This window comes from Streptomyces sp. NPDC050743 (assembly GCF_044456925.1).
In the GTDB taxonomy this organism is placed as follows: Bacteria; Actinomycetota; Actinomycetes; order Streptomycetales; family Streptomycetaceae; genus Streptomyces.
Map to the genome: position 1 here is coordinate 103,771 of NZ_JBITGJ010000008.1, position 19,713 is coordinate 123,483.

Annotated in this window: 16 protein-coding genes and 1 pseudogene; 10 read left to right on the forward strand and 7 right to left on the reverse strand. The window is 72.6% G+C overall.

All coding sequences use genetic code 11. From position 1 onward, the window contains the following. The first annotated feature begins 92 nt into the window (after positions 1-92). Both ACIBJF_RS11725 and ACIBJF_RS11730 read left to right on the forward strand, forming a co-directional pair. The gene (locus ACIBJF_RS11725) at positions 93-1,430 is read left to right on the forward strand and encodes a beta-xylosidase (RefSeq protein WP_399173513.1); all 1,338 of its coding nucleotides are present in this window, start codon (positions 93-95) and stop codon (positions 1,428-1,430) included. A gap of 72 nt (positions 1,431-1,502) precedes the next feature. Continuing rightward, positions 1,503-2,513, forward strand: a complete 1,011-nt coding sequence (locus ACIBJF_RS11730; RefSeq protein ID WP_399173514.1) for a WxL protein peptidoglycan domain-containing protein — start codon at positions 1,503-1,505, stop codon at positions 2,511-2,513. 308 nt (positions 2,514-2,821) lie between these two features. Here ACIBJF_RS11730 and ACIBJF_RS11735 read toward each other — a convergent pair whose 3' ends face one another. Further along, positions 2,822-3,160 (reverse strand): P-II family nitrogen regulator, encoded by a 339-nt coding sequence (locus ACIBJF_RS11735; RefSeq protein WP_356302606.1) that lies wholly within the window; start codon positions 3,158-3,160, stop codon positions 2,822-2,824. Beyond that, on the reverse strand, positions 3,157-4,467 hold the full coding sequence (locus tag ACIBJF_RS11740; protein WP_399173515.1) for an ammonium transporter: 1,311 nt from the start codon (positions 4,465-4,467) through the stop codon (positions 3,157-3,159). The genes ACIBJF_RS11735 and ACIBJF_RS11740 overlap by 4 nt, the downstream gene beginning before the upstream one ends. Positions 4,468-4,618: 151 nt before the next feature. On the opposite strand from ACIBJF_RS11740, the gene era reads away from it, so the two are divergent. Next, a complete protein-coding gene (gene era, locus ACIBJF_RS11745; protein ID WP_399173516.1) occupies positions 4,619-5,572 on the forward strand; it encodes a GTPase Era in 954 nt (317 codons plus the stop codon). On the opposite strand, the gene ACIBJF_RS11750 is transcribed toward era, so the two are convergent. Continuing rightward, positions 5,569-6,423 carry a helix-turn-helix transcriptional regulator gene (locus tag ACIBJF_RS11750; RefSeq protein WP_399173517.1) on the reverse strand — a complete coding sequence of 285 codons (855 nt, stop codon included), beginning with the start codon at positions 6,421-6,423 and terminating at the stop codon, positions 5,569-5,571. The genes era and ACIBJF_RS11750 overlap by 4 nt on opposite strands. 123 nt (positions 6,424-6,546) lie before the next feature. On the opposite strand from ACIBJF_RS11750, the gene ACIBJF_RS11755 reads away from it, so the two are divergent. After that, a complete protein-coding gene (locus ACIBJF_RS11755) occupies positions 6,547-7,401 on the forward strand; it encodes an NAD-dependent epimerase/dehydratase family protein (RefSeq protein ID WP_399173518.1) in 855 nt (284 codons plus the stop codon). Between the two features lie 20 nt (positions 7,402-7,421). Here ACIBJF_RS11755 and ACIBJF_RS11760 read toward each other — a convergent pair whose 3' ends face one another. Genes ACIBJF_RS11760 through ACIBJF_RS11775 form a run of 4 tightly spaced genes read right to left on the reverse strand, consistent with a single transcriptional unit; the run spans position 7,422 to position 11,453 of the window. Next, the gene (locus ACIBJF_RS11760) at positions 7,422-8,669 is read right to left on the reverse strand and encodes an MFS transporter (protein ID WP_399173624.1); all 1,248 of its coding nucleotides are present in this window, start codon (positions 8,667-8,669) and stop codon (positions 7,422-7,424) included. Positions 8,670-8,711: 42 nt separating this feature from the next. Continuing rightward, positions 8,712-10,025: a GH1 family beta-glucosidase gene (locus ACIBJF_RS11765; RefSeq protein ID WP_399173519.1), complete on the reverse strand. Its 1,314-nt coding sequence runs from the start codon at positions 10,023-10,025 to the stop codon at positions 8,712-8,714. A gap of 57 nt (positions 10,026-10,082) precedes the next feature. Beyond that, positions 10,083-10,349: a protealysin inhibitor emfourin gene (locus tag ACIBJF_RS11770; protein ID WP_399173520.1), complete on the reverse strand. Its 267-nt coding sequence runs from the start codon at positions 10,347-10,349 to the stop codon at positions 10,083-10,085. A gap of 33 nt (positions 10,350-10,382) precedes the next feature. Beyond that, complete coding sequence (locus tag ACIBJF_RS11775) at positions 10,383-11,453, reverse strand: M4 family metallopeptidase (RefSeq protein ID WP_399173521.1); 1,071 nt, start codon at positions 11,451-11,453, stop codon at positions 10,383-10,385. 351 nt (positions 11,454-11,804) lie between these two features. Here ACIBJF_RS11775 and leuA point away from each other — a divergent pair, with 351 nt between their 5' ends. From leuA to ACIBJF_RS11805, 6 genes and pseudogenes are all read left to right on the forward strand, one after another. Next, positions 11,805-13,526 (forward strand): 2-isopropylmalate synthase, encoded by a 1,722-nt coding sequence (leuA, locus tag ACIBJF_RS11780; protein WP_399173522.1) that lies wholly within the window; start codon positions 11,805-11,807, stop codon positions 13,524-13,526. A gap of 184 nt (positions 13,527-13,710) precedes the next feature. Continuing rightward, positions 13,711-14,406: a TerB family tellurite resistance protein gene (locus ACIBJF_RS11785; protein WP_356302633.1), complete on the forward strand. Its 696-nt coding sequence runs from the start codon at positions 13,711-13,713 to the stop codon at positions 14,404-14,406. A gap of 773 nt (positions 14,407-15,179) precedes the next feature. Further along, positions 15,180-17,249, forward strand: a complete 2,070-nt coding sequence (locus ACIBJF_RS11790; RefSeq protein WP_399173625.1) for an MMPL family transporter — start codon at positions 15,180-15,182, stop codon at positions 17,247-17,249. Between the two features lie 6 nt (positions 17,250-17,255). Then, entirely contained in the window at positions 17,256-18,455 is a 1,200-nt protein-coding gene (locus tag ACIBJF_RS11795) for a sensor histidine kinase (RefSeq protein WP_399173523.1), read from the forward strand. Beyond that, complete coding sequence (locus tag ACIBJF_RS11800; RefSeq protein ID WP_399173524.1) at positions 18,452-19,117, forward strand: response regulator; 666 nt, start codon at positions 18,452-18,454, stop codon at positions 19,115-19,117. Before ACIBJF_RS11795 ends, ACIBJF_RS11800 begins: the two co-directional genes overlap by 4 nt. Then, positions 19,114-19,713 (forward strand): annotated as a pseudogene (locus tag ACIBJF_RS11805) (hypothetical protein); the annotation flags it as partial. The gene ACIBJF_RS11800 and the pseudogene ACIBJF_RS11805, both read left to right, overlap by 4 nt.

Genomic DNA, 19,713 nt, shown 5'->3' on the forward strand with positions numbered 1-19,713 from the left:
CATCTCCATTGACTTCTCACTCCCGCTCCACATCAATGCCCCCTGTCGGCGCAGATGAGCCGCTGCGCCCGCAACCCTCAGGAGGGGGCCCCATGGGTTCGACACCCCCAAGACCACGAAGATCCCGACGGTGGCGCTGGGCGTCCCTGTTCGGGGCGACCGCCCTCGCGGTCACCGCGGGCGGCGCGCTGGCCTGTCCGGCCGGTGCCGCCGGCACGAACGTGGACTTCGCCACGCACTGCATCCCGCCCGCCGTCGCGGGCATCCCGCCGATCGACGGCACCACGACCGCCGCCGTGTCGGTGGACAACGCCACCCCCAAGGTCGGCGACACCGTCACCGTCACGTACACGGTTGTCACCGCCGCCGCCGGCAACCCCACCGACCTGGCCCTGCCCGCCGACATCATGACCCCGACCGGAAAGGTGACCCTCGGCGGCGCACAGACGGGGGACGTCACCGTCGCCGGGCCGAAGAAGAACCCGCCGGTGCCGGGGAAGGCGACCTTCCCGTCCTTCTCCATGACCGGCACGTTCACCGTCACCAAGGCCGGACAGATCACCCTCTCGCCCGGCGACTACAACATCCACACCAGCTACATCCTGGAACTGGACACGCCGTGCACGGTCACCGATCCGCCCGCCCCGGTGTCCCAGACCGTGACGGCCACCGACGGGACCCCGGCCAACACCCGGGCCATCTCCCTGAGTTCGGCCTCGGGTGACCCGGGGGCCGGTGTGACCGTCACCGGCAGCAACTTCACGCCGGGCGCCACCGTCACCCTGGCCGGGCGGTCCGGGAGCACCCAGACCGCGGACACCGCGACCGTGACCGCGAACACCCAGGGCTCCTTCAGCGGTTCCCTCGTCGTCAACGACAAGACGACGACCGGGATCGTGGCCTACGAGGGCGGCGCCTGGAGCGCGGACAAGGGCGCGGGCCCCGCGGCCTACGTCGTCAACGACAACACCCCCGTTCCGCCCGGCAGCCAGAAGCTGACCACCACCGTCAAGGCGGGCACGCTGTCCATGTCCCAGGCCGGGGACTCCGTCGCGCTGTCGGCGGTCGACTTCGGCAAGGGCGGGGCCTCGACCGGCAAGCTGCAGACGGTGACCGTGCAGGACTTCCGCGGCGAGCCCGCGGGCTGGTCCCTGACCGGCAAGGTCACCGACTTCACCGGGCCCGGCGGCAAGATCGACGCCGGGAAGCTGAGCTGGACCCCCGCGTGCGCGACCAAGGCGGGCAGCCCCAGCACCTGCAAGGCCGGCTCGGCGGGCGCCGTGGGCGCCTCGGGAGCGACCCTCGCGTCGACCTCCGACGGCACGCTCACCGGCGGTGAGTTCACCGTCGACGCCGGACTCTCCCTGGCCGTACCGGCGTTCACGCCTCCGGGCGCGTACTCCGGCGTGCTCACACTGACGCTCACCTGAGCGTGCGGGCGTCCGCACCCGCCCGTTCCCCCGTCTCCCGCCCCTGTCTACCGTCCGTGGGGGTCCGCACCCATGCGCAAGCTGTACGTCCTCCTCCTGGCCCTGATGACGGCATGGCAGGCCACGCCCGCCCACGCCGCCGACAACGGCAGCTGGTCCGTCTACCCGGTCGCCTCGAAGATCGCCGCGCGGCCCTACTTCTACCTCTCCGCCGATCCCGGTCAGACCCTCACCGACAAGGTCGCCGTCCAGAACAAGACCGGCCGTCCGCTCACCTTCCGCCTCTACGCGGCCGACGCCTACAACACCGCCCGGGACGGCGGTTTCGCCGTGCGGACCGTCAAGGAGCGCATGCTCGGGGTGGGCGCCTGGACCCGGCTCGCGAAGTCCCGGGTCACCGTGCCCGGCCATACGACCGTCACCGTGCCCTTCACCCTCCGCGTCCCGCGGGGTGCCCAGCCCGGCGATCACCCGGGTGCCGTCGTCGCCCTGGACGAGCGCGTCGATACCGGCGGCGAGCGGCTCGCGCTCGGCGTGCAGCGGGCCGTCGGCGCCCGGGTCTACCTGCGGGTCAGCGGGCCCACCCTGCCCGCGCTCTCCGTCGGGCAGCTGCGCATCACCCATCACCAGCCCCTGATCCCGGGGTTCGGCACCGGCACGGCGACCGTCTCCTACACCCTGCGCAACACCGGAAACGTCACCCTCGACCCCGAGGTGGAGCTGAAGGCACGAGGGCTGTTCGGCCGCGCTCTGCTCGACCGCGAGCTGACCCGGGTGCCGTCCGAGCTGCTGCCGGGACAGCGGGTCCGGCTCACCGAGACCTGGTCCAAAGCGCCCCAGCTCGACCGCGCGGAGGTGACGCTGACCGCGAGCGCCACCGGCACCCGGCAGTCGGCGAGCGCCTCCTTCCTCGCCCTGCCGTGGCTGCTCGCCGGGCTCGTGTTCGTGGCGGGAGCGGTGACCGGAGCACTGCTGGTCAGGGCGCGTCGGGCACGGGCCGTCAGTCGCGGCCGAGGCCGCGGCGCAGTCTCCCCTTCTTCGGCGCGGGGCGCTCGACGGGAGGAGGCTCCGTCGAGGAGATGAGCTGCGCCACGGTTAACCGGGCGTACTGCGTTCGCGTGACGGCCTCGTCGGAGTCGGTGGGCCACCACGAATCCGTGATCTCCAGCAACCAGCTCGTCTCGGAGACGCGGAACACGAGGCGGCCGTAGCCGGAGCCGAGGGAGAAGAGCCGATCCGTGTACGTGAGGCTCAGCTCCTCGGCACACGCCAGGGCCTGCTCCCTGCCGCCTCCACATGCACCTTGTCCTTCAGGAGCCAATTGCCGTCGAGGTGCCCGTTGTTCGTCTCGACGAGCACGTACCATTCGCCCCCCACGACAGCCCCCCGGCTCAGAGGGCGTCCGGACCGCGCTCGCCGGTCCGCACCCGCACGACCGTCTCCACGGGCACGGCCCACACCTTCCCGTCCCCGATCTTCCCCGTCTGCGCGGCCCCGACGATCGCGTCGATCACGGCGTCGGCGTCCGCGTCCTCGACCACGACCTCGATGCGCACCTTCGGCACCAGGTCGACCCGGTACTCGGCCCCCCGGTACACCTCGGTGTGGCCGCGCTGCCGGCCGTAGCCGCTCGCCTCGGTCACGGTCAGACCGTGCACCCCGAGCTCCTGCAGGGCGGTCTTGACCTCGTCCAGACGGTACGGCTTGACGATCGCGGTGATGAGCTTCATGCCTGGGACTTGACCTTCTGAGCGGAGGGGAGGACGGAGTGGGCGACCGGGGCGCCGTGCCCCAGGACCCCGTGATCGTAAGCCGTCTCGGCGTGCACCGTAAGGTCCAGGCCGGTGTGCTCCTGCTCCTCGCTCGCGCGGAAGCCCATCGCCTTGTCGAGGAGCTTGCCGAGGCCGTACGTCACCGCGAAGGCGTAGCCGGCCACGACCACCACGGCGAGCGCCTGCCTGCCGAGCGGGGCGAGTCCGCCGCCGTAGAAGAGGCCCCGCGTGTCGCCGGTCATCGCCTTCTCGGCGAACAGGCCGATCAGCAGGGTGCCGATGACGCCGCCGACCAGGTGGACGCCGACGACGTCCAGGGAGTCGTCGTAGTTCAGCTTGAACTTCCAGCTCACCGCGTAGGAGCAGACGACACCGGCGGCCAGGCCGACGATCAGCGCGCCGAGCAGGGAGACCGTGCCGCAGGACGGGGTGATCGCGACCAGGCCGGCGACCGCTCCGGAGGCGGCGCCCAGGGTGGTCGGGTGGCCGTCGCGCTTCTGCTCGACGAAGAGCCAGCCCAGCAGGCCGGTGCAGCCGGCGGCCAGGGTGTTCAGGAAGGCGGCCGCGGCGAGGCCGTTCGCGCCGAGCGCGCTGCCCGCGTTGAAACCGAACCAGCCGAACCAGAGCAGACCGGCGCCGAGGATCACCATGGGCAGGTTGTGCGGGCGCATGGCGTCCTTCCTGAACCCGAGCCGGGGCCCGAGGACCAGGCACAGGGCGAGACCGGAGGCGCCGGAGGTGATCTCGACGGGCAGACCGCCCGCGAAGTCGAGCGCGCCGAGCGTGCCGGCGATCCAGCCGCCCGGGCCCCACACCCAGTGGGTGATCGGAACGTATACCAGGAGGGTCCAGACCGGGACGAAGACCAGCCACGCCGAGAAGCTCGTGCGGTCCGCGACCGCACCGCTGATCAGGGCCGCGGTGATGATCGCGAAGGTGAGCTGGAAGGTGGCGAAGAGGAGGGTGGGGACGGTGCCGTGCACACTGCCCGGGCCGAGGTGCGCCATCCCGGCGTGGCCGAGCCCGCCGATCAGCCCGCCGCCGATGTCGTCCCCGAAGGCGAGGGAGTAGCCGGCCGCCAGCCACACCACCGTGACCAGGGCGATCGACACGAAGCTCATCATCAGCATGTTGAGGACGCTCTTCGTGCGGACCATGCCGCCGTAGAACAGGGCCAGGCCCGGGGTCATCAGCAGGACGAGGGCGGTCGCGGCGAGCAGCCAGGCGGTGTCGCCGGTGTTCACGTGCGCGGCGGCGGAAGTCACGGGCGTCTCCAACGGTGTGCGGGCTCGTCAGAGGGTCACCGGTGAGCGTTTCCGGTTGCGCACAGGTGTGTTTCCGTGACGTTTCATTGCCTGAGGGTTACCGAAACCTCACGGTACGGCGGGGGCTCGTGGATCAGGGACAATGAACGGCATGAGCGTTCGTACCCAGTCATCCGAGCAGCCGGCCGAGGCCCACCACCGCGCCGGCTTCGCCTGCTTCGTGGGCCGTCCCAACGCGGGCAAGTCCACCCTCACGAACGCTCTGGTCGGGCAGAAGGTGGCGATCACGTCCAACCGGCCGCAGACCACCCGGCACACGGTACGGGGCATCGTGCACCGGCCCGACGCCCAGCTGATCCTGGTCGACACCCCCGGCCTGCACAAGCCGCGCACGCTGCTCGGCGAGCGACTGAACGACGTGGTCCGTACGACGTGGGCCGAGGTCGACGTGATCGGCTTCTGTCTGCCGGCGGACCAGAAGATCGGCCCGGGCGACCGCTTCATCGCCAAGGAACTCGCCGGGATCAAGAAGACCCCGAAGGTCGCGATCGTCACCAAGACCGACCTGGTCGACTCCAAGGCCCTCGCCGAGCAGCTCATCGCGATCGACCAGCTGGGCAAGGAGCTGGGCCTCGAGTGGGCGGAGATCGTGCCGGTGTCGGCGGTGGGCTCCAAGCAGGTGGACCTCCTGGCCGACCTCCTGATCCCGCTCCTGCCGGAGGGCCCGGCCCTCTACCCCGAGGGCGACCTCACCGACGAGCCCGAGCAGGTCATGGTGGCCGAGCTGATCCGCGAGGCCGCGCTGGAGGGCGTGCGCGACGAGCTGCCGCACTCCATCGCCGTCGTCGTGGAGGAGATGCTCCCGCGCGAGGACCGCCCCGCGGACCGTCCCCTCCTGGACATCCACGCCAACGTCTACATCGAGCGCCCCAGCCAGAAGGGCATCATCATCGGCCCCAAGGGCAAGCGCCTGAAGGAGGTCGGCATCAAGTCCCGCAAGCACATCGAGGCACTGCTCGGCACGCCGGTCTTCCTCGACCTCCACGTCAAGGTCGCCAAGGACTGGCAGCGGGACCCGAAGCAGCTGCGCAAGCTCGGTTTCTAACCGGCGGCGCCCTGGGGGGTCATGTCCTGCAGGCCCACCACCCTCAGCAGCTGGAGCCGCTCGTACGACTCCGTGCCCGGGCGGGCCGTGTGGAGGACGAGGTGGTGGCGGTGGTCGTCGGTCAGGAGGATCTCGCAGTCGAGTTCCAGGAGACCCACGACCGGGTGCCGGAAACGCTTCGTCGTGCCGCGCCGCACCGCCACCTCGTGCTCGTCCCACAGACGGGCGAACTCCTCGCTGGCGGCGCGGAGTTCGGCCACCAAGGCGGCCGGTTCGGGGTCGTCGGGGCGGGCGGCGGCCACCGCGCGCAGGTTCGCCACGTGCTGACGCGCGTGGTCCGGCACGTCCTCCGGCGGGAAGAGCCCGCGTCCCGCCGGGTCCAGGAAGAAGCGGCGGACCAGGTTGCGTTCACGCGCCGGGCGGGCCAGCGCGTCTCCTGAGAGCGCCCTGGACAGCGCGTTCTGCGCCAGCACCTGACCGCAGTCCGTCACCACCAGCGCCGGCGCGTCGTGCAGCCGGTCCAGGACCAGCAGCAGCCCGGGCCTGACATGGGCGGAGGCCGTCTCCCGGCGGGGCGGCTCCTCGCCCGCCAGGTGGAAGAGGTGGTCCCGTTCGTCGTCGGTCAGGCGCAGCGCCCGCGCCAGTGCCGTGAGCATCTGACGGGACGGGCGCGGACCCCGGCACTGCTCCAGCCGGGTGTAGTAGTCGACCGACATACCGGCCAGCGACGCCACCTCCTCCCGCCGCAGGCCCGGGGTGCGGCGCCGGGCGCCGGGGGCGAGCCCCACGTCGGTCGGGTCCAGGCGGGCACGGCCACGGCGCAGGAAGTCGGCGAGTTCGGCTCGGTTCACCTCTTCAGGGTGGAGCAGAAGGCAGGGGTTATCCAGGGAGTGCCGGTCCCCTGATCGGGAGGTCTCTCCCGCCCCTCGCGGCCCCGTTCGACAGTGGTGGCACCACGTCGAGAGGAGCAGAAGATGTTGACACTGGTGACGGGCACCACGGGACAGGTCGGCCGGCGCTTCGTGCCGAGGCTGCTGGCCCAGCGGCAGCCGGGCGAGCAGGTACGGGTCCTGGTGCGGGACGCGCCGCGCGGCGAGGCCTTCGCGGAACTGGGCGCCCAGGTCGCCGTCGGCGATCTGCGGGACGAGGAGACGCTCGGCAAGGCGCTCGCCGGGGTGGACGCGGTCGTGAACATCGCGGCGTCCTTCCGCGGGGTGCCGGACGCGGAGGCGTGGGCCGTCAACCGGGACGCGGCCGTGGCCCTGGGCCGTGCCGCGCTCACCTCGGGCGTGCGGCGCTTCGTGCAGGTCAGCACGGGTCTCGTGTACGGCGTCGGGCGGGGCCGCCCGCTGAGCGAGGACGACGAGACCCGGCCCGGCGGCGCGATGTGGGGCGCCTATCCCGAGTCCAAGGCGGCGGCCGAGCGCGAACTGCTCGCGCTGGAGGGCATGGAGGTGCGCGTCGGCCGGCTGCCCTTCGTCTACGGCGACGGCGACCCGCACCTCGCCCAGTCCCTGCGCTGGGCCACGCACTGGGCGTCCACCCAGCGGCTGCACATGGGCCACCACGCCGACGTCGCCCAGGGGCTGCTGCGCCTGCTGTACGCACCGGCGGTGAGCGGCCCGGTCTACAACATCGCCGACGACGCCCCCGTCACCGCGGTCGAGCTGCACCGGCTCAACGGCGTCGAGCCGCCCGCCGACATGCACACCCGGACCGACCCCGACCCGTGGCTGGGGGTCATGTCCACCGAGCGGATCCGCCGGGACCTCGGCTTCCGGCCCCTCTACCCGACCGTCTGGTCCGCCCGCGACGCCGGAGTCCTCTGAGCCACCCAGGCCCTGTCCGGCTAGTCGACTCCCCTGATCCGCCCCACCAGCACCGCCCCCGCCAGCCCGATCACCGCCGCCACCAGGTACAGCACCCGGTAGCCGCCCAGGTAGGTCACGATCGGCGCCGCCAGGGCGGGGGCCGCCACCTGGGGCAGGGCGTTGGCCACGTTGACGACCCCCAGGTCCTTGCCCCGGTCCAGCGCCTTCGGCAGGACGTCCGTCATCAGCGCGAAGTCGACGGAGGTGAACACGCCGAAGCCGACGCCGAGGACGGCCGCCGCCACGAGCGCGCCGGGCCAGGTCTGCCAGCCGGCCAGGGCCGCCGTCGCCACCGCCATCAGCACGCCCGACCAGACGACGAACGGCTTGCGCCGGCCCACCCGGTCCGACCAGACGCCGCCCGCCACGACCGTCGCCATCAGCGTCAGGCTGTTCACGGCCGTCAGGATCAGCACGCCCCGGTCGGGGTCGGCGTAGTGCAGCCGGTCCCGCAGATAGTAGAGGAGGTACAACAGCACCAGCGAGTTGCTGAGGTTGATCAGAAAGCGGGTCAGCCAGGCCCAGCCGAGGTCGGGGTGGCGGCGCGGGCTCAGCCAGAAGCCCGCGAGGAAGCCGCGCCAGGACCACGGCGGGCGGTCGTCGGCCGACAGCCGCAGATCCGGATGCCGCAGGACGTACGGCAGCACACCCGCCGCCGTGAACACCGCGCACGCCGCATACCCGGCGCCCACTCCGCCCGCCACGGTCGCCAGTCCCGTCCCGCCGACCACGCCCAGGATCTGCGCCGCCCCCAACCACCCACCCACCGCGCCCCGTTGGCGCCGGGGCACCCGGTCCGGCACGGCCGCCGTCACCGCGGCGAACGCCGCGTTCAGCGTGAGCTGCACCAGGCACCAGCCCACCGCCATGGACCACACCCCGCCCGCCCGGGCGAGCAGCAGCAAGGACAGCGCGCCGCCCGCCGACCCGGCCACGATCCACGGCGTACGGCGGCCGGGGCGGGCGGTCGTACGGTCGGACAGGGCGCCGAAAAGCGGGTTGGCGAACAGGGAGACCACCGCGCCGGCGCCGGTCACCCAGGCCAGCATCGTCTCCTTGGACATCCCGGAGCCGGGCGCGAAGTCCCCCGCCTGGGAGGCGAGCAGGATCTGCAGCGGGCCGAACCAGCCGACCCAGATCGCCCCGTTGGCCAGCGAGAGGGCCGCCGTCCAGCCCCGGCCGACCGGTACGACGGGCTCGGCCAGCGCGGCCGGGGCCCGGGCCATGGCCGTCTCCGTGCCGTCATCCTGCGCGGTCATCCCGGGCCGTCATCTCTGCGCCCGGAGCATGCCCCGGAACCAGTGGTAGGAGGCCTTCGGGGTGCGCATCAGCGACGTGTAGTCCACGTGCACCAGGCCGAAGCGGCGCTGATAGCCCTCGGCCCACTCGAAGTTGTCCATCAGGGACCACACGAAGTAGCCGCGCACGTCCACGCCGGCCTCCATGGCGGTGTGCAGGGCGCGGATGTGGGCGTCCAGGTAGGCGATGCGGTCCTGGTCGTCGAGGCCGTCGTAGGAGCAGCCGTTCTCGGTGATGACGATCGGCGGGAGCTTGTCGCCGTAGGTCTCGCGGAAGCCGCACAGCAGCTCGGTGAGGCCTTCCGGGACGATCGGCCAGCCGAAGTCGGTCACCGGCCGGCCCTCGATCTCCCTTACCGAGAAGGGTAGTTCGGCGGGCAGCGCAAGGCCGCCGTACTCGCTGTCGGCGCCGCCGGGCGCACCCACCCGAGTCGGCGCGTAGTAGTTGATCCCGTACCAGTCGACGGGCTCGGCGATGACCTTCAGGTCCTCGTGCACGTCGCCCGGCATCAACTCGCCCATGCCGTCCGGGTACTGCCCGAGGATGACCGGCTCGGCGAACAGGCGGTTGAGCAGGACGTCGTAGAAGCCGGCCGCCTCCACGTCGGCCGGTTCGGCGGAGGCGGGCCAGGTGGGGCCGTGGGAGTTGGCGATGCCGATGTCCCTCGCCCCGGCCGCGCGCAGGGCCCGTACCGCGAGACCGTGGGCGAGGAGCTGGTGGTGGGCGACCGGGAGCGCGTCGAAGAGCAGCTGCCTGCCGGGGGCGTGGGCGCCGAGGGCGTGGCCGAGGAGGGTGTGCTCGGCGGGCTCGTTGAGGGTGATCCACTTGGTGACGCGGTCGCCGAGCCGTTCGGCCACCACGGACACGTACTCGGCGAACCGTTCCGCCGTGTCCCGCTCCAGCCAGTCCAGCGAGGCGGGCAGGTCCCAGTGGAAGAGGGTGGGCACGGGCCGCACGCCCGCCGCGCACAGCTCGTCCACCAGGCGGTCGTAGAAGTCCAGGCCGCCGGGGGAGCCGACGCGGGGCCAGGAGACGGAGAAGCGGTACGCGTCCACGCCGAGGCCGGCGAGGAGGGCCACGTCCTCCCGGTGGCGGTGGTAGTGGTCGCAGGCCACCGCCGCCGTCGAACCGTCCTTCACCCGCCCCGGCTCGGCCGTGAACACGTCCCACACGGACGCCTCGCGCTCGTCCGCCGCCCCCTCGATCTGATGGGCGGAGGTCGACACACCCCACAGGAAGCCGGCCGGGAACCGAGGTATCGGATTGCCTGCGTCAGTCGCCATGGCCGGATCATCCTTACCCCCGGTAACGGAAGTCAACGCCCCGGCGGAAACCCGTCCTCAGGCCCCTTCCTTCAGCACCTTCGTGATCAACTCCCGCTGTTCCTCGGTGAGTCGGGGATCGGCCGCGTACACCGTGCGGCCGTCCACCGTGATCTCGTACCGGAAGCCGTCCGGGACGCCGGCCGGCGGGGTGCCCCGGCCGGACGCAAGGACGCGTTCGGCCAGGGTGTGCCAGACGGCGGCGTCGGGCCGGGCCGAGGTGTCCACCTCGGCCCGGCGCTCGATGCCTGCGAACCCGCCTGTACGCCTCACCTGAATCCGCATGGGCTCAGTCTCCAGCACCGCGGCGTCGCAGTACTACAGCGTCCGCACCCCGACCTGTTCCCACGCCTTCTGCACGGCCTGGAGCTCGTCTCCGGCGCCGTACCGCTCCCGGGCCGCCTTCACCGCCAGCGTGGCGAAGTCGGCGAACAGCGCGTCGCTCCTCAGCTCGCCGCCGGTGAGCACGTCGTACCAGATCTGCCCGGCCTTCTCCCAGGCGTTCCCGCCGATGGCCGTGGCGACCAGGTAGAAGGCGTGGTTGGGGATGCCCGAGTTGATGTGCACGCCGCCGTTGTCGCGGCCGGTGCGGACATAGTGGTCCATGGTCGCCGGCTGCGGGTCCTTGCCCAGGTTCGGGTCGTCATAGGCCGTGCCCGGGGCCTTCATCGAGCGCAGCGCGGTGCCGTGGACCTGCGGGGCGAGCAGGCCCGCGCCGATCAGCCAGTCGGCCTCGTCGGCGGTCTGGCCGAGGGTGTACTGCTTGATCAGCGAGCCGAAGACGTCCGAGACCGACTCGTTGAGCGCGCCGGACTGGCCGAAGTACTCCAGGTTCGCGGTGTGCTGGGTGACGCCGTGGGTCAGCTCGTGGCCGATGACGTCGACCGGGATGGTGAAGTCGAGGAAGATCTCGCCGTCGCCGTCGCCGAACACCATCTGCTCGCCGTTCCAGAACGCGTTGTCGTAGTTCTGGTCGTAGTGGACGGTGGCGTCCAGCGGCAGCCCGTTGTCGTCGATGGAGTGCCGGCCGTAGGCCTTCAGGTACAGCTCGAAGGTGGCGCCGAGGCCCGCGTAGGCGCGGTTGACGGTGGCGTCCGAGGCCGGGTCGGACCCCTCCGCGCGGACCTGCGTGCCGGGCAGGTCCTGGGTGTGCCGGGCGTCGTAGATCGTGCGGTGGGGCTGGTCCGCGGCGGCGCCCGCGGGCGCGGCGACAGAGGGCGCACCGATGACGGTGGTCAGGCGGCGCTTGGTGCGCTGGTAGGCGTCGTGCTCCAGGGACCGGCGGGCCGGGCCGGAGAGCGCGGAGTCCTCGGCCCGGGCGAGCTTGTCGAGGACGTGCGGCGGCACGATCGTGCAGAAGATGGGCTCGAAGCCCCCGTTGGTCGTCATGCCTCGCACCATTGCACTCAGTGATACTGATGTCACTAGCGGCCACCATGATTGGTGAAATACCGGGACAGGAGCGCGACGCTCCGTGACGGTGTGCTAGGGCGATGTGGTGCGGCGCACTTTTTGTCCCTTTTGTGATGGCGGTCCCGCATACTGAAACGCGTCCCCGTGTCCGGGGCGGCTCGGATAGGCTGCGACGCATCATGCGTTTCGGGCTGCTTCTCCTTAGCTGCCGCGGCGAGGGCCTGTAGTCACAAGGCCGACTCCCTCCCCGCGGAGCTCTGGCGTTGCGTCGTCGGCCGTCCACCCCGGACATCCGGATCTCCGGACACCCTGAGGAGCCCACGCATCATGGCCAACCGCCAGCAGCCCAGTTCCATGCCGATCCACAAGTACGGCCGCTACGAACAGGTGGACATCCCGGACCGCACCTGGCCGGAGCAGCGCATCACCGCGGCCCCCCGCTGGCTCTCCACCGACCTGCGCGACGGCAACCAGGCCCTGATCGACCCGATGTCGCCCGAGCGCAAGCGCCGGATGTTCGACCAGCTGGTGAAGATGGGCTACAAGGAGATCGAGGTCGGCTTCCCCGCCTCCGGCCAGACCGACTTCGACTTCGTGCGCTCGATCATCGAGGAAGAGGGCGCGATCCCCGACGACGTCACGATCTCCGTACTGACCCAGGCCCGCGAGGACCTGATCGAGCGGACCGTGGAGTCCCTGAAGGGCGCCAAGCGGGCCACCGTCCACCTGTACAACGCGACGGCTCCCGTGTTCCGCCGGGTGGTCTTCCGCGGCTCCAAGGACGACATCAAGCAGATCGCGGTGGACGGCACCCGCCTGGTGATGGAGTACGCCGAGAAGCTGCTGGGCCCCGAGACCGAGTTCGGCTACCAGTACAGCCCCGAGATCTTCACCGACACCGAGCTGGACTTCGCGCTGGAGGTCTGCGAGGCGGTGATGGACGTCTACCAGCCGGGCCCGGGCCGCGAGATCATCCTCAACCTGCCCGCCACCGTGGAGCGTTCGACCCCGTCCACGCACGCGGACCGCTTCGAGTGGATGCACCGCAACCTCTCCCGCCGCGAGTACGTCTGCCTGTCCGTCCACCCGCACAACGACCGCGGTACGGCCGTGGCGGCGGCCGAGCTGGCCCTGATGGCCGGCGCCGACCGCGTCGAGGGCTGCCTGTTCGGGCAGGGCGAGCGCACCGGCAACGTCGACCTGGTCACCCTGGGCATGAACCTGTTCTCGCAGGGCGTCGACCCGCAGATCGACTTCTCCGACATCGACGAGATCCGTCGTACGTGGGAGTACTGCAACCAGATGGAGGTCCACCCGCGCCACCCGTACGTGGGCGACCTGGTCTACACGTCCTTCTCCGGCTCCCACCAGGACGCCATCAAGAAGGGCTTCGACGCCATGGAGGCCGACGCCAAGGCCAAGGGCGTCACCGTCGACGACATCGAGTGGGCGGTGCCGTACCTGCCGATCGACCCCAAGGACGTCGGCCGCTCCTACGAGGCCGTCATCCGCGTCAACTCCCAGTCCGGCAAGGGCGGCATCTCCTACGTCCTGAAGAACGACCACAAGCTGGACCTGCCGCGCCGGATGCAGATCGAGTTCTCCAAGCTCATCCAGGCGAAGACGGACGCCGAGGGCGGCGAGATCACGCCGAAGGAGATCTGGGCGGTCTTCCAGGACGAGTACCTGCCGAACCCGGACAACCCCTGGGGCCGCATCCAGGTCCGCACGGGCCAGTCGACCACGGACACCGACGGCGTGGACACGCTGACCGTCGAGGCGACGGTCGACGGCGAGGACACCGTCCTGACCGGTACCGGCAACGGTCCGATCTCGGCCTTCTTCGACGCCCTGCAGTCCATCGGCATCGACGTACGCCTGCTGGACTACCAGGAGCACACGATGAGCGAGGGCGCCTCCGCACAGGCCGCCTCCTACATCGAATGCGCGATCGACGGCAAGGTCCTGTGGGGGATCGGCATCGACGCGAACACGACGCGTGCGTCGCTGAAGGCGGTCGTCTCGGCCGTCAACCGCGCCGCCCGCTGACCCCTCTGACCGGGAGTTTCGGGGTCCCGGCCGCTGTATACGGCGGCCGGGGCCCCGGCTGTTCTCGGCCACAGGGCCGATCAGGTCACAGAAAGGTCTCCTACGGGGTACTGACTCAGCCTCGGTGATGTGGCTAACATCACGCCAGCGCCGCGATGTTGCGGCGTCGTTACGGAGGTGCGACGTGCTGCCAGTACGGGGACGAGACGGCCGTGCCACCAGGGCTGCGCACATCCTGCGCGTCCGCACCGCGTGGACACCCGTAGGGGACGGCGAGTTCTACTGCCCCGGCTGCGGAGGCGACCGCAACTACCAGCGGCTCACCGGCCGCCGCAGGCTCACCCTGCTCGGCGTCCCCCTGCTGCCGCGCGGCACCGCGGGCCCGGTCGTGGAGTGCGCCGCCTGCCGCCACCACTACGGCACGGACGTCCTCGACCATCCCACCACCCGCCGCTTCTCCGCGATGCTCCGCGACGCCGTGCACACCGTCGCCCTCGCCGTGCTCGCCGCGGGCGGCACCTCCTCGCGTACGGCCCTGGAGACGGCCGCCGGTGCCGTGCGCGCGGCCGGCTTCGACGGCTGCACCGAGGAACAGCTGGCCGCCCTGGTCGACGCCCTCGCCGCCGACACCGGCCGAGTCCTCGGCGCCGAGTGCGGCACCAGCCTGACCATAGAGCTGCACGAGGCCCTGGACCCGCTCGCCCCGCACCTCGCCCCCGCCGGCCGCGAGTCCCTCCTCCTCCAGGCCGCCCGCATCGCCCTCGCCGACGGCCCCTACACCCCCGCCGAACGCGACGCCCTCACCACGGTCGGCGCGGCCCTGACCATCTGCGCGGACGACGTGACCCGCCTGCTGGCGGCGGCCCGCACGCCGTCCTGACGGCAGCGGGGTCTCGGCGCCCTGGACCCGCCGCGCCGGCGGCCTCTGCGCCCCCGCCGGATGCGACGCCCTCACCATGGTCGGCGCGGCCCTGACCGTCTGCGCGGGTGACGTGACCCGCCTGCTGGCGGCGGCGCGGACGCCGTCCTGACGGCAGCGGGGTTTCGGCGCCCTGGACCCGCCGCGCCGGCGGCCTTTGCGCCCCCGCCGGATGCGACGCCCTCACCATGGTCGGCGCGGCCCTGACCGTCTGCGCGGGTGACGTGCCCCGCTTGCTGGCGGCGGCGCGGACGCCGTCCTGACGGCAGCGGGGTTTCGGCGCCCTGGACCCGCCGCGCCGGCGGCCTTTGCGCCCCGGCCGAATGCGACGCCCTCACCACGGTCGGCGCGGCCCTGACCGTCTGCGCGGGTGACGTGCCCCGCCTGCCGGCAGCGGCACGGGCGCCGTCCTGACGGCGGGGCCTGGGGCTCGTGGGGTCGGGGGTGCGCGGCACGCGGGCCCAGGCGCGTGGGGGCGCAAGGCGTGCGTGGCCATGGTGTGCGGGCGATGCGGGTCCGTGGTGCCTCGGCGCGCGGGTGCCGGGGTGCGCGGGGCGCAGGGCGTGTGGTGGCGGGGGTGCTCGGGCCGGTACTCCCCGGGGAGTAACTGGGCCGCCCGGTCACCCCGTGCAGTACCCCCCAACTCGCTCCCGCGCCCGACGATCGCCGTCCCTTTCGCCGGAAGTCTGGAAGCCGTATCCAGACATCCACTGCGAAGGAGAGGCCCGATGGTCATGGGGGCCGCGAAAACACGGACGAGCAGGGCGCTGCCCTGGCTGGTGGTCGGGCTGTGGGCGGTGCTGCTGGCCGTAGCCGCCCCGTTCGCCGCCAAGCTGGGCGAGGTGCAACACAACCGGGCCACCGACTATCTGCCGGCGTCTGCCGACTCCACCCAGGTCGCCAAGCTGCAGGACAGGTTGCCCGGCGGCGAGACCACCGAGCTGGTCCTCGTCTACCACCGGGCGACCGGACTCACCGCCGCCGACCGGACCACGGCACGCACGCAGGTCGCCGAGATCGCCGACCGCCACCGCCTCGCCACCGGCACCCCGCACGGCATCCCGTCCGCCGACGGCACCACCCTCATGTACCCGGTCACCAGCAACGAGCCCGGAACGGACGAGAAGAAGCGGGACGCGTTCGTCGACGACGTCCGCCAAGTCGCCCAGGGCCAGGGTGGGTTGGCCGTGCGCGTCGGCGGGCCGGGCGCCCTCGCCACCGACGCCTCCGGCGTGTACGCCTCGCTCGGCGGCCCCCTGCTCTACACCACCGTCGCCGTCGTCGCGGTCCTGCTCATCCTCATCTACCGCAGCCCCCTGCTGTGGCTGGTCCCGCTCGTCGTTGCCGGCCTCTCCGACTTCCTCGCCCGCGCCGCCGCCTACGGCCTCAACCAGGCCTTCGGCACCACCGTCTCCGGCCAGAGCGCCGGCATCATGACCATCCTCGTCTTCGGCGCCGGCACCGACTACGCCCTGCTCCTCGTCTCCCGCTACCGCGAGGAGCTACGGCGCCACGAGACGCCGTACGACGCGATGCGCGCCGCCCTGCGCGGCTGCGGACCCGCCGTCCTCGCCTCCTCCGGCACGGTCGCCGCCGGACTGCTCTGCCTGCTCGCCGCCGACCTCAACTCCAGCCGGGGCATGGGACCGCTCGGCACGGTCGGCGTGCTGTGCGCGCTCGCCGCGATGCTGACGCTGCTGCCGGCCGTCCTGGTGCTGCTGGGCCGCCGGGTCTTCTGGCCGCTCGTACCCGCCCACGGCAGTACGCCCAAGGCCCGCCGGTCCCTGTTCGCGGCGATGGGCTCCTCGGCCGGGCGCCGCCCGCTGACCGTCCTCGCCTCCGGCGCCGTCCTGCTCGGCGCGCTCGCGCTGGGCACCCTGAACCTGCCCGGCGCGATCAAGCAACTGGACACCTTCGTCGACCGGCCCGAGTCCGTGACCGCCATGGAAACCGTGGCCAAGGCCTACCCGGAGCGGTCCGCGCAGCCCATCGAGGTTCTCACCCCGGCCGGCCGGGCCGACGCCGCCCTCGCCGCGGTCAAGGGCACCCGGGGCGTGGCCGACGCCCGGCAGGGCCGTACCGGCGGAGGCTGGACCGAGATCACCGTGACCGCGTCCGCCCCGCCCCAGTCCGCCGCCGAGACCGCCACCATCGAGGCGCTCCGGCACCGGCTGCCCGGCTCCCACGTCGGCGGGCCCAGCGCCCAGCAACTCGACCTGAAGGACACCAATGCCCGCGACCGCCTGGTGGTCGTCCCGATCGTGCTCCTGTCCGTGCTGCTGATCCTGGTCGTCCTGCTGCGCTCCCTGGTCGCCCCGCTGCTCCTCGTCGCCGCCGTGGTCGCCGTCTGGGGCGCCGCCCTCGGCCTCGGCGGACTCGTCTTCGGGCCCCTGTTCGGCTTCCCCGGCACCGACCCCGGCCTCGGCCTGCTGTCCTTCGTCTTCCTCGTCGCCCTCGGCGTCGACTATGGCATCTTCCTGATGCACCGGATGCGGGAGGAGTCGGTCAAGGGCGCCGAACCGGCGGCGGCCGCCCTCACCGCCCTGCGCACCACCGGCGGCGTCATCGCCTCCGCCGGGCTGGTGCTCGCCGCCACCTTCGCGGTGCTGACGAACATGGGCCTGGTGCCGCTGGTCGAGCTGGGCTTCGTCATCGCCGTCGGCGTCCTGCTGGACACCTTCCTCGTCCGCACCTACCTGGTGACCAGCGCGAGCGTCGCGCTCGGGCGCAGGGTGTGGTGGCCGGGCCGGCTGTCCCGCCCGGCGCCGAGCGCCGACCGCACGCCGGAGCCCGTGAGCGCGTAGCGGAAGATGAACCCCGTGCAGGCAACCATCACCGCGTCCCGGCCCGGCCGGACCCTCGCGTCCCTGGATCCCCTGCGGCAGGACGTGCTTCTGGCCGCCGGGCTCGCCACGCTCGCCTCCGGCATCGCCGTCACCGTCGGCACCGGCCGGCACCCCGACGCGCTCGGCTGGGCCCTGCTGCTCGGCCTGCACGTGCCGCTGGTGTGGCGCCGGCGGGCTCCGCTCACCGTGCTGGCGGTCATGATCACGCTGATCGCGACCTACCACCAGCTGGACTACAACCACTCGGCGCCCACCGCCGCCTCGATGGTCGTCCTCTACACGGCGGCGGTGACCCACGGCCCCCGGCGCACGGCCTTCATCGGGGCCTCCGTGGTCACGCTGATGCTGCTCCTGAAGATCCGCCACGGCATGGCCGGGGTCCAGGTCAGCTTCCAGATCACCGGCTGGATCGTCTCCATGCTGGTCCTCGGCGGCTACATCCGCGTCCACCGGGAGAACGCCGCCGCGGCCGTGGAACGCGCCGAACGCGCCGAGCGCACCCGCGAGGAGGAGGCCCGGCGCCGGGTCGCCGAGGAACGCCTGCGCATCGCCCGCGACCTGCACGACCTGCTCGCCCACACCATCACCCTCATCGGCGTGCAGACCTCGGTCGCCGCGCACGTCCTGGAGGCCGACCCCGAGCGCCTGGACCGTACGGCCGTCGCGAAGGCGCTCGACGACATCGCCGGGACCTGCCGCACGGCCCGCGGCGAACTCCGTACGACCCTGGAGGTGCTGCGCGACCCCGGTGCCCCGGACGGCCGCGGACCGCTGCCCGGCCTCGACGGCCTCGCCGAACTCGCGAAGTCGGCGGGCGCCAGGGTGGAGCTGGCCGTACGCGCCGACGGGGTGCCGCCGGCCGTCGGCGCCGCCGCCTACCGGATCGTGCAGGAGGCGCTCACCAACGCGGTGCGGCACGGCGGCCGGGCCGACCTGACCGTGCGCGTGGGCGTGCACGAGGAGGAGGGCGGCCTGCGCGTCCACGTCACCGACGACGGCGTGGGCGGCGCCGGTGACGGTCCGCCCGGATACGGGCTCGTCGGGATGCGGGAGCGGGCCCGCAGCGTCGGCGGCACGGTCGACGCCGGACCGCGCGCCGACGGCCGGGGCTTCGAGGTGTGCGCCGTACTGCCGCTGGGGGAGAAGACGGGGGACCAGAGATGATCCGGGTACTGCTCGCCGACGACCAGACCCTGGTGCGGGCCGCGTTCGCGATGCTCGTGGAGTCGGCGCCGGACATGGAGGTCGTCGGGCAGGCCGGCACCGGCCGCGAGGCCGTCGACCTCGCCCGGGCCGAGCGCGCCGACGTCGTCCTGATGGACATCCGCATGCCCGGCCTCGACGGCATCGAGGCGACCCGGCTGATCGCCGCCGACGAGGACCTCGCCGGGGTCAGGGTCCTGGTGCTCACCACCTACGACACCGACGAGCACGTGGTGGAGGCGCTGCGGGCCGGTGCCTCCGGATTCCTGGTGAAGGACACCCGTCCGGTCGACCTCCTCGACGCGATCCGCACGGTCGCCGGGGGCGAGGCGTTGCTCTCACCGGGCCCCACGGCACGCCTGATCGCGCGGTTCCTGCGCAGCCCCTCGGCGCCCGTGACGGGCGGCCCCGAGTGCCTGTCGGACCGGGAGCGGGAGGTGCTGACGCTGGTCGCGCGCGGCCTCAACAACGCCGAGATCGCGGAGGCGTTGGGGCTGAGCCCGCTCACCGCCAAGACCCACGTCAGCCGGATCATGGGCAAGCTCGGCGCCCGCGACCGCGCCCAGCTGGTGATCGTCGGCTACGAGTCGGGGCTGGTGATCCCTGGCAGCATGGGCGGGTGACACCGAAGAGCCGCACCCTGCTCACCGCCCTCGCGCTCCTCACCTCGCTCACCGCCTGCCACCCCACGGCCCCCTCGGCCCGACCGAGCCCCACGCACCCGACTCCCACCCACGCCAGCCGCGATCAGGGGGCCGGCACCGAGCGGCCCGCCGCGCACCACGCACCTCCTCAAGTGGCCCCGGCCCCCAAGCCCCCCGCCCAGGCCGGCCCCGGCCAAGCGGGCCGTAGCCACCCCGGCCCTGCCCATGCCACGCCCGCCTCCGCGGCCTCTGCCCGGGCGGGCGGCCCTACCGTCGCCTCCGGCCAGGCGAATGGTGTCTCCGCCGCCTCCGGCCAGGCAAGCCGCGCCCCAGGCGCCTCTGCCCGGGCGGGCCGCGTTTCCGTCGCCTCGCCCCAAGCAGGCCGCGCCTCCGCCGACTCCGTCCAGGCAGGTGGCGCCTCTGCCGCGTTCGCTCAGGCGGGCCGGGCCTCCGCCACCTCCGCCCAGGCGGGCCGGGTCTCTGCCGCGTTCGCTCAGGCGGGCCGGGCCTCCGCCACCTCCGCCCAGGCGGGCCGGGTCTCTGCCGCGTTCGCTCAGGCGGGCCGGGCCTCCGCC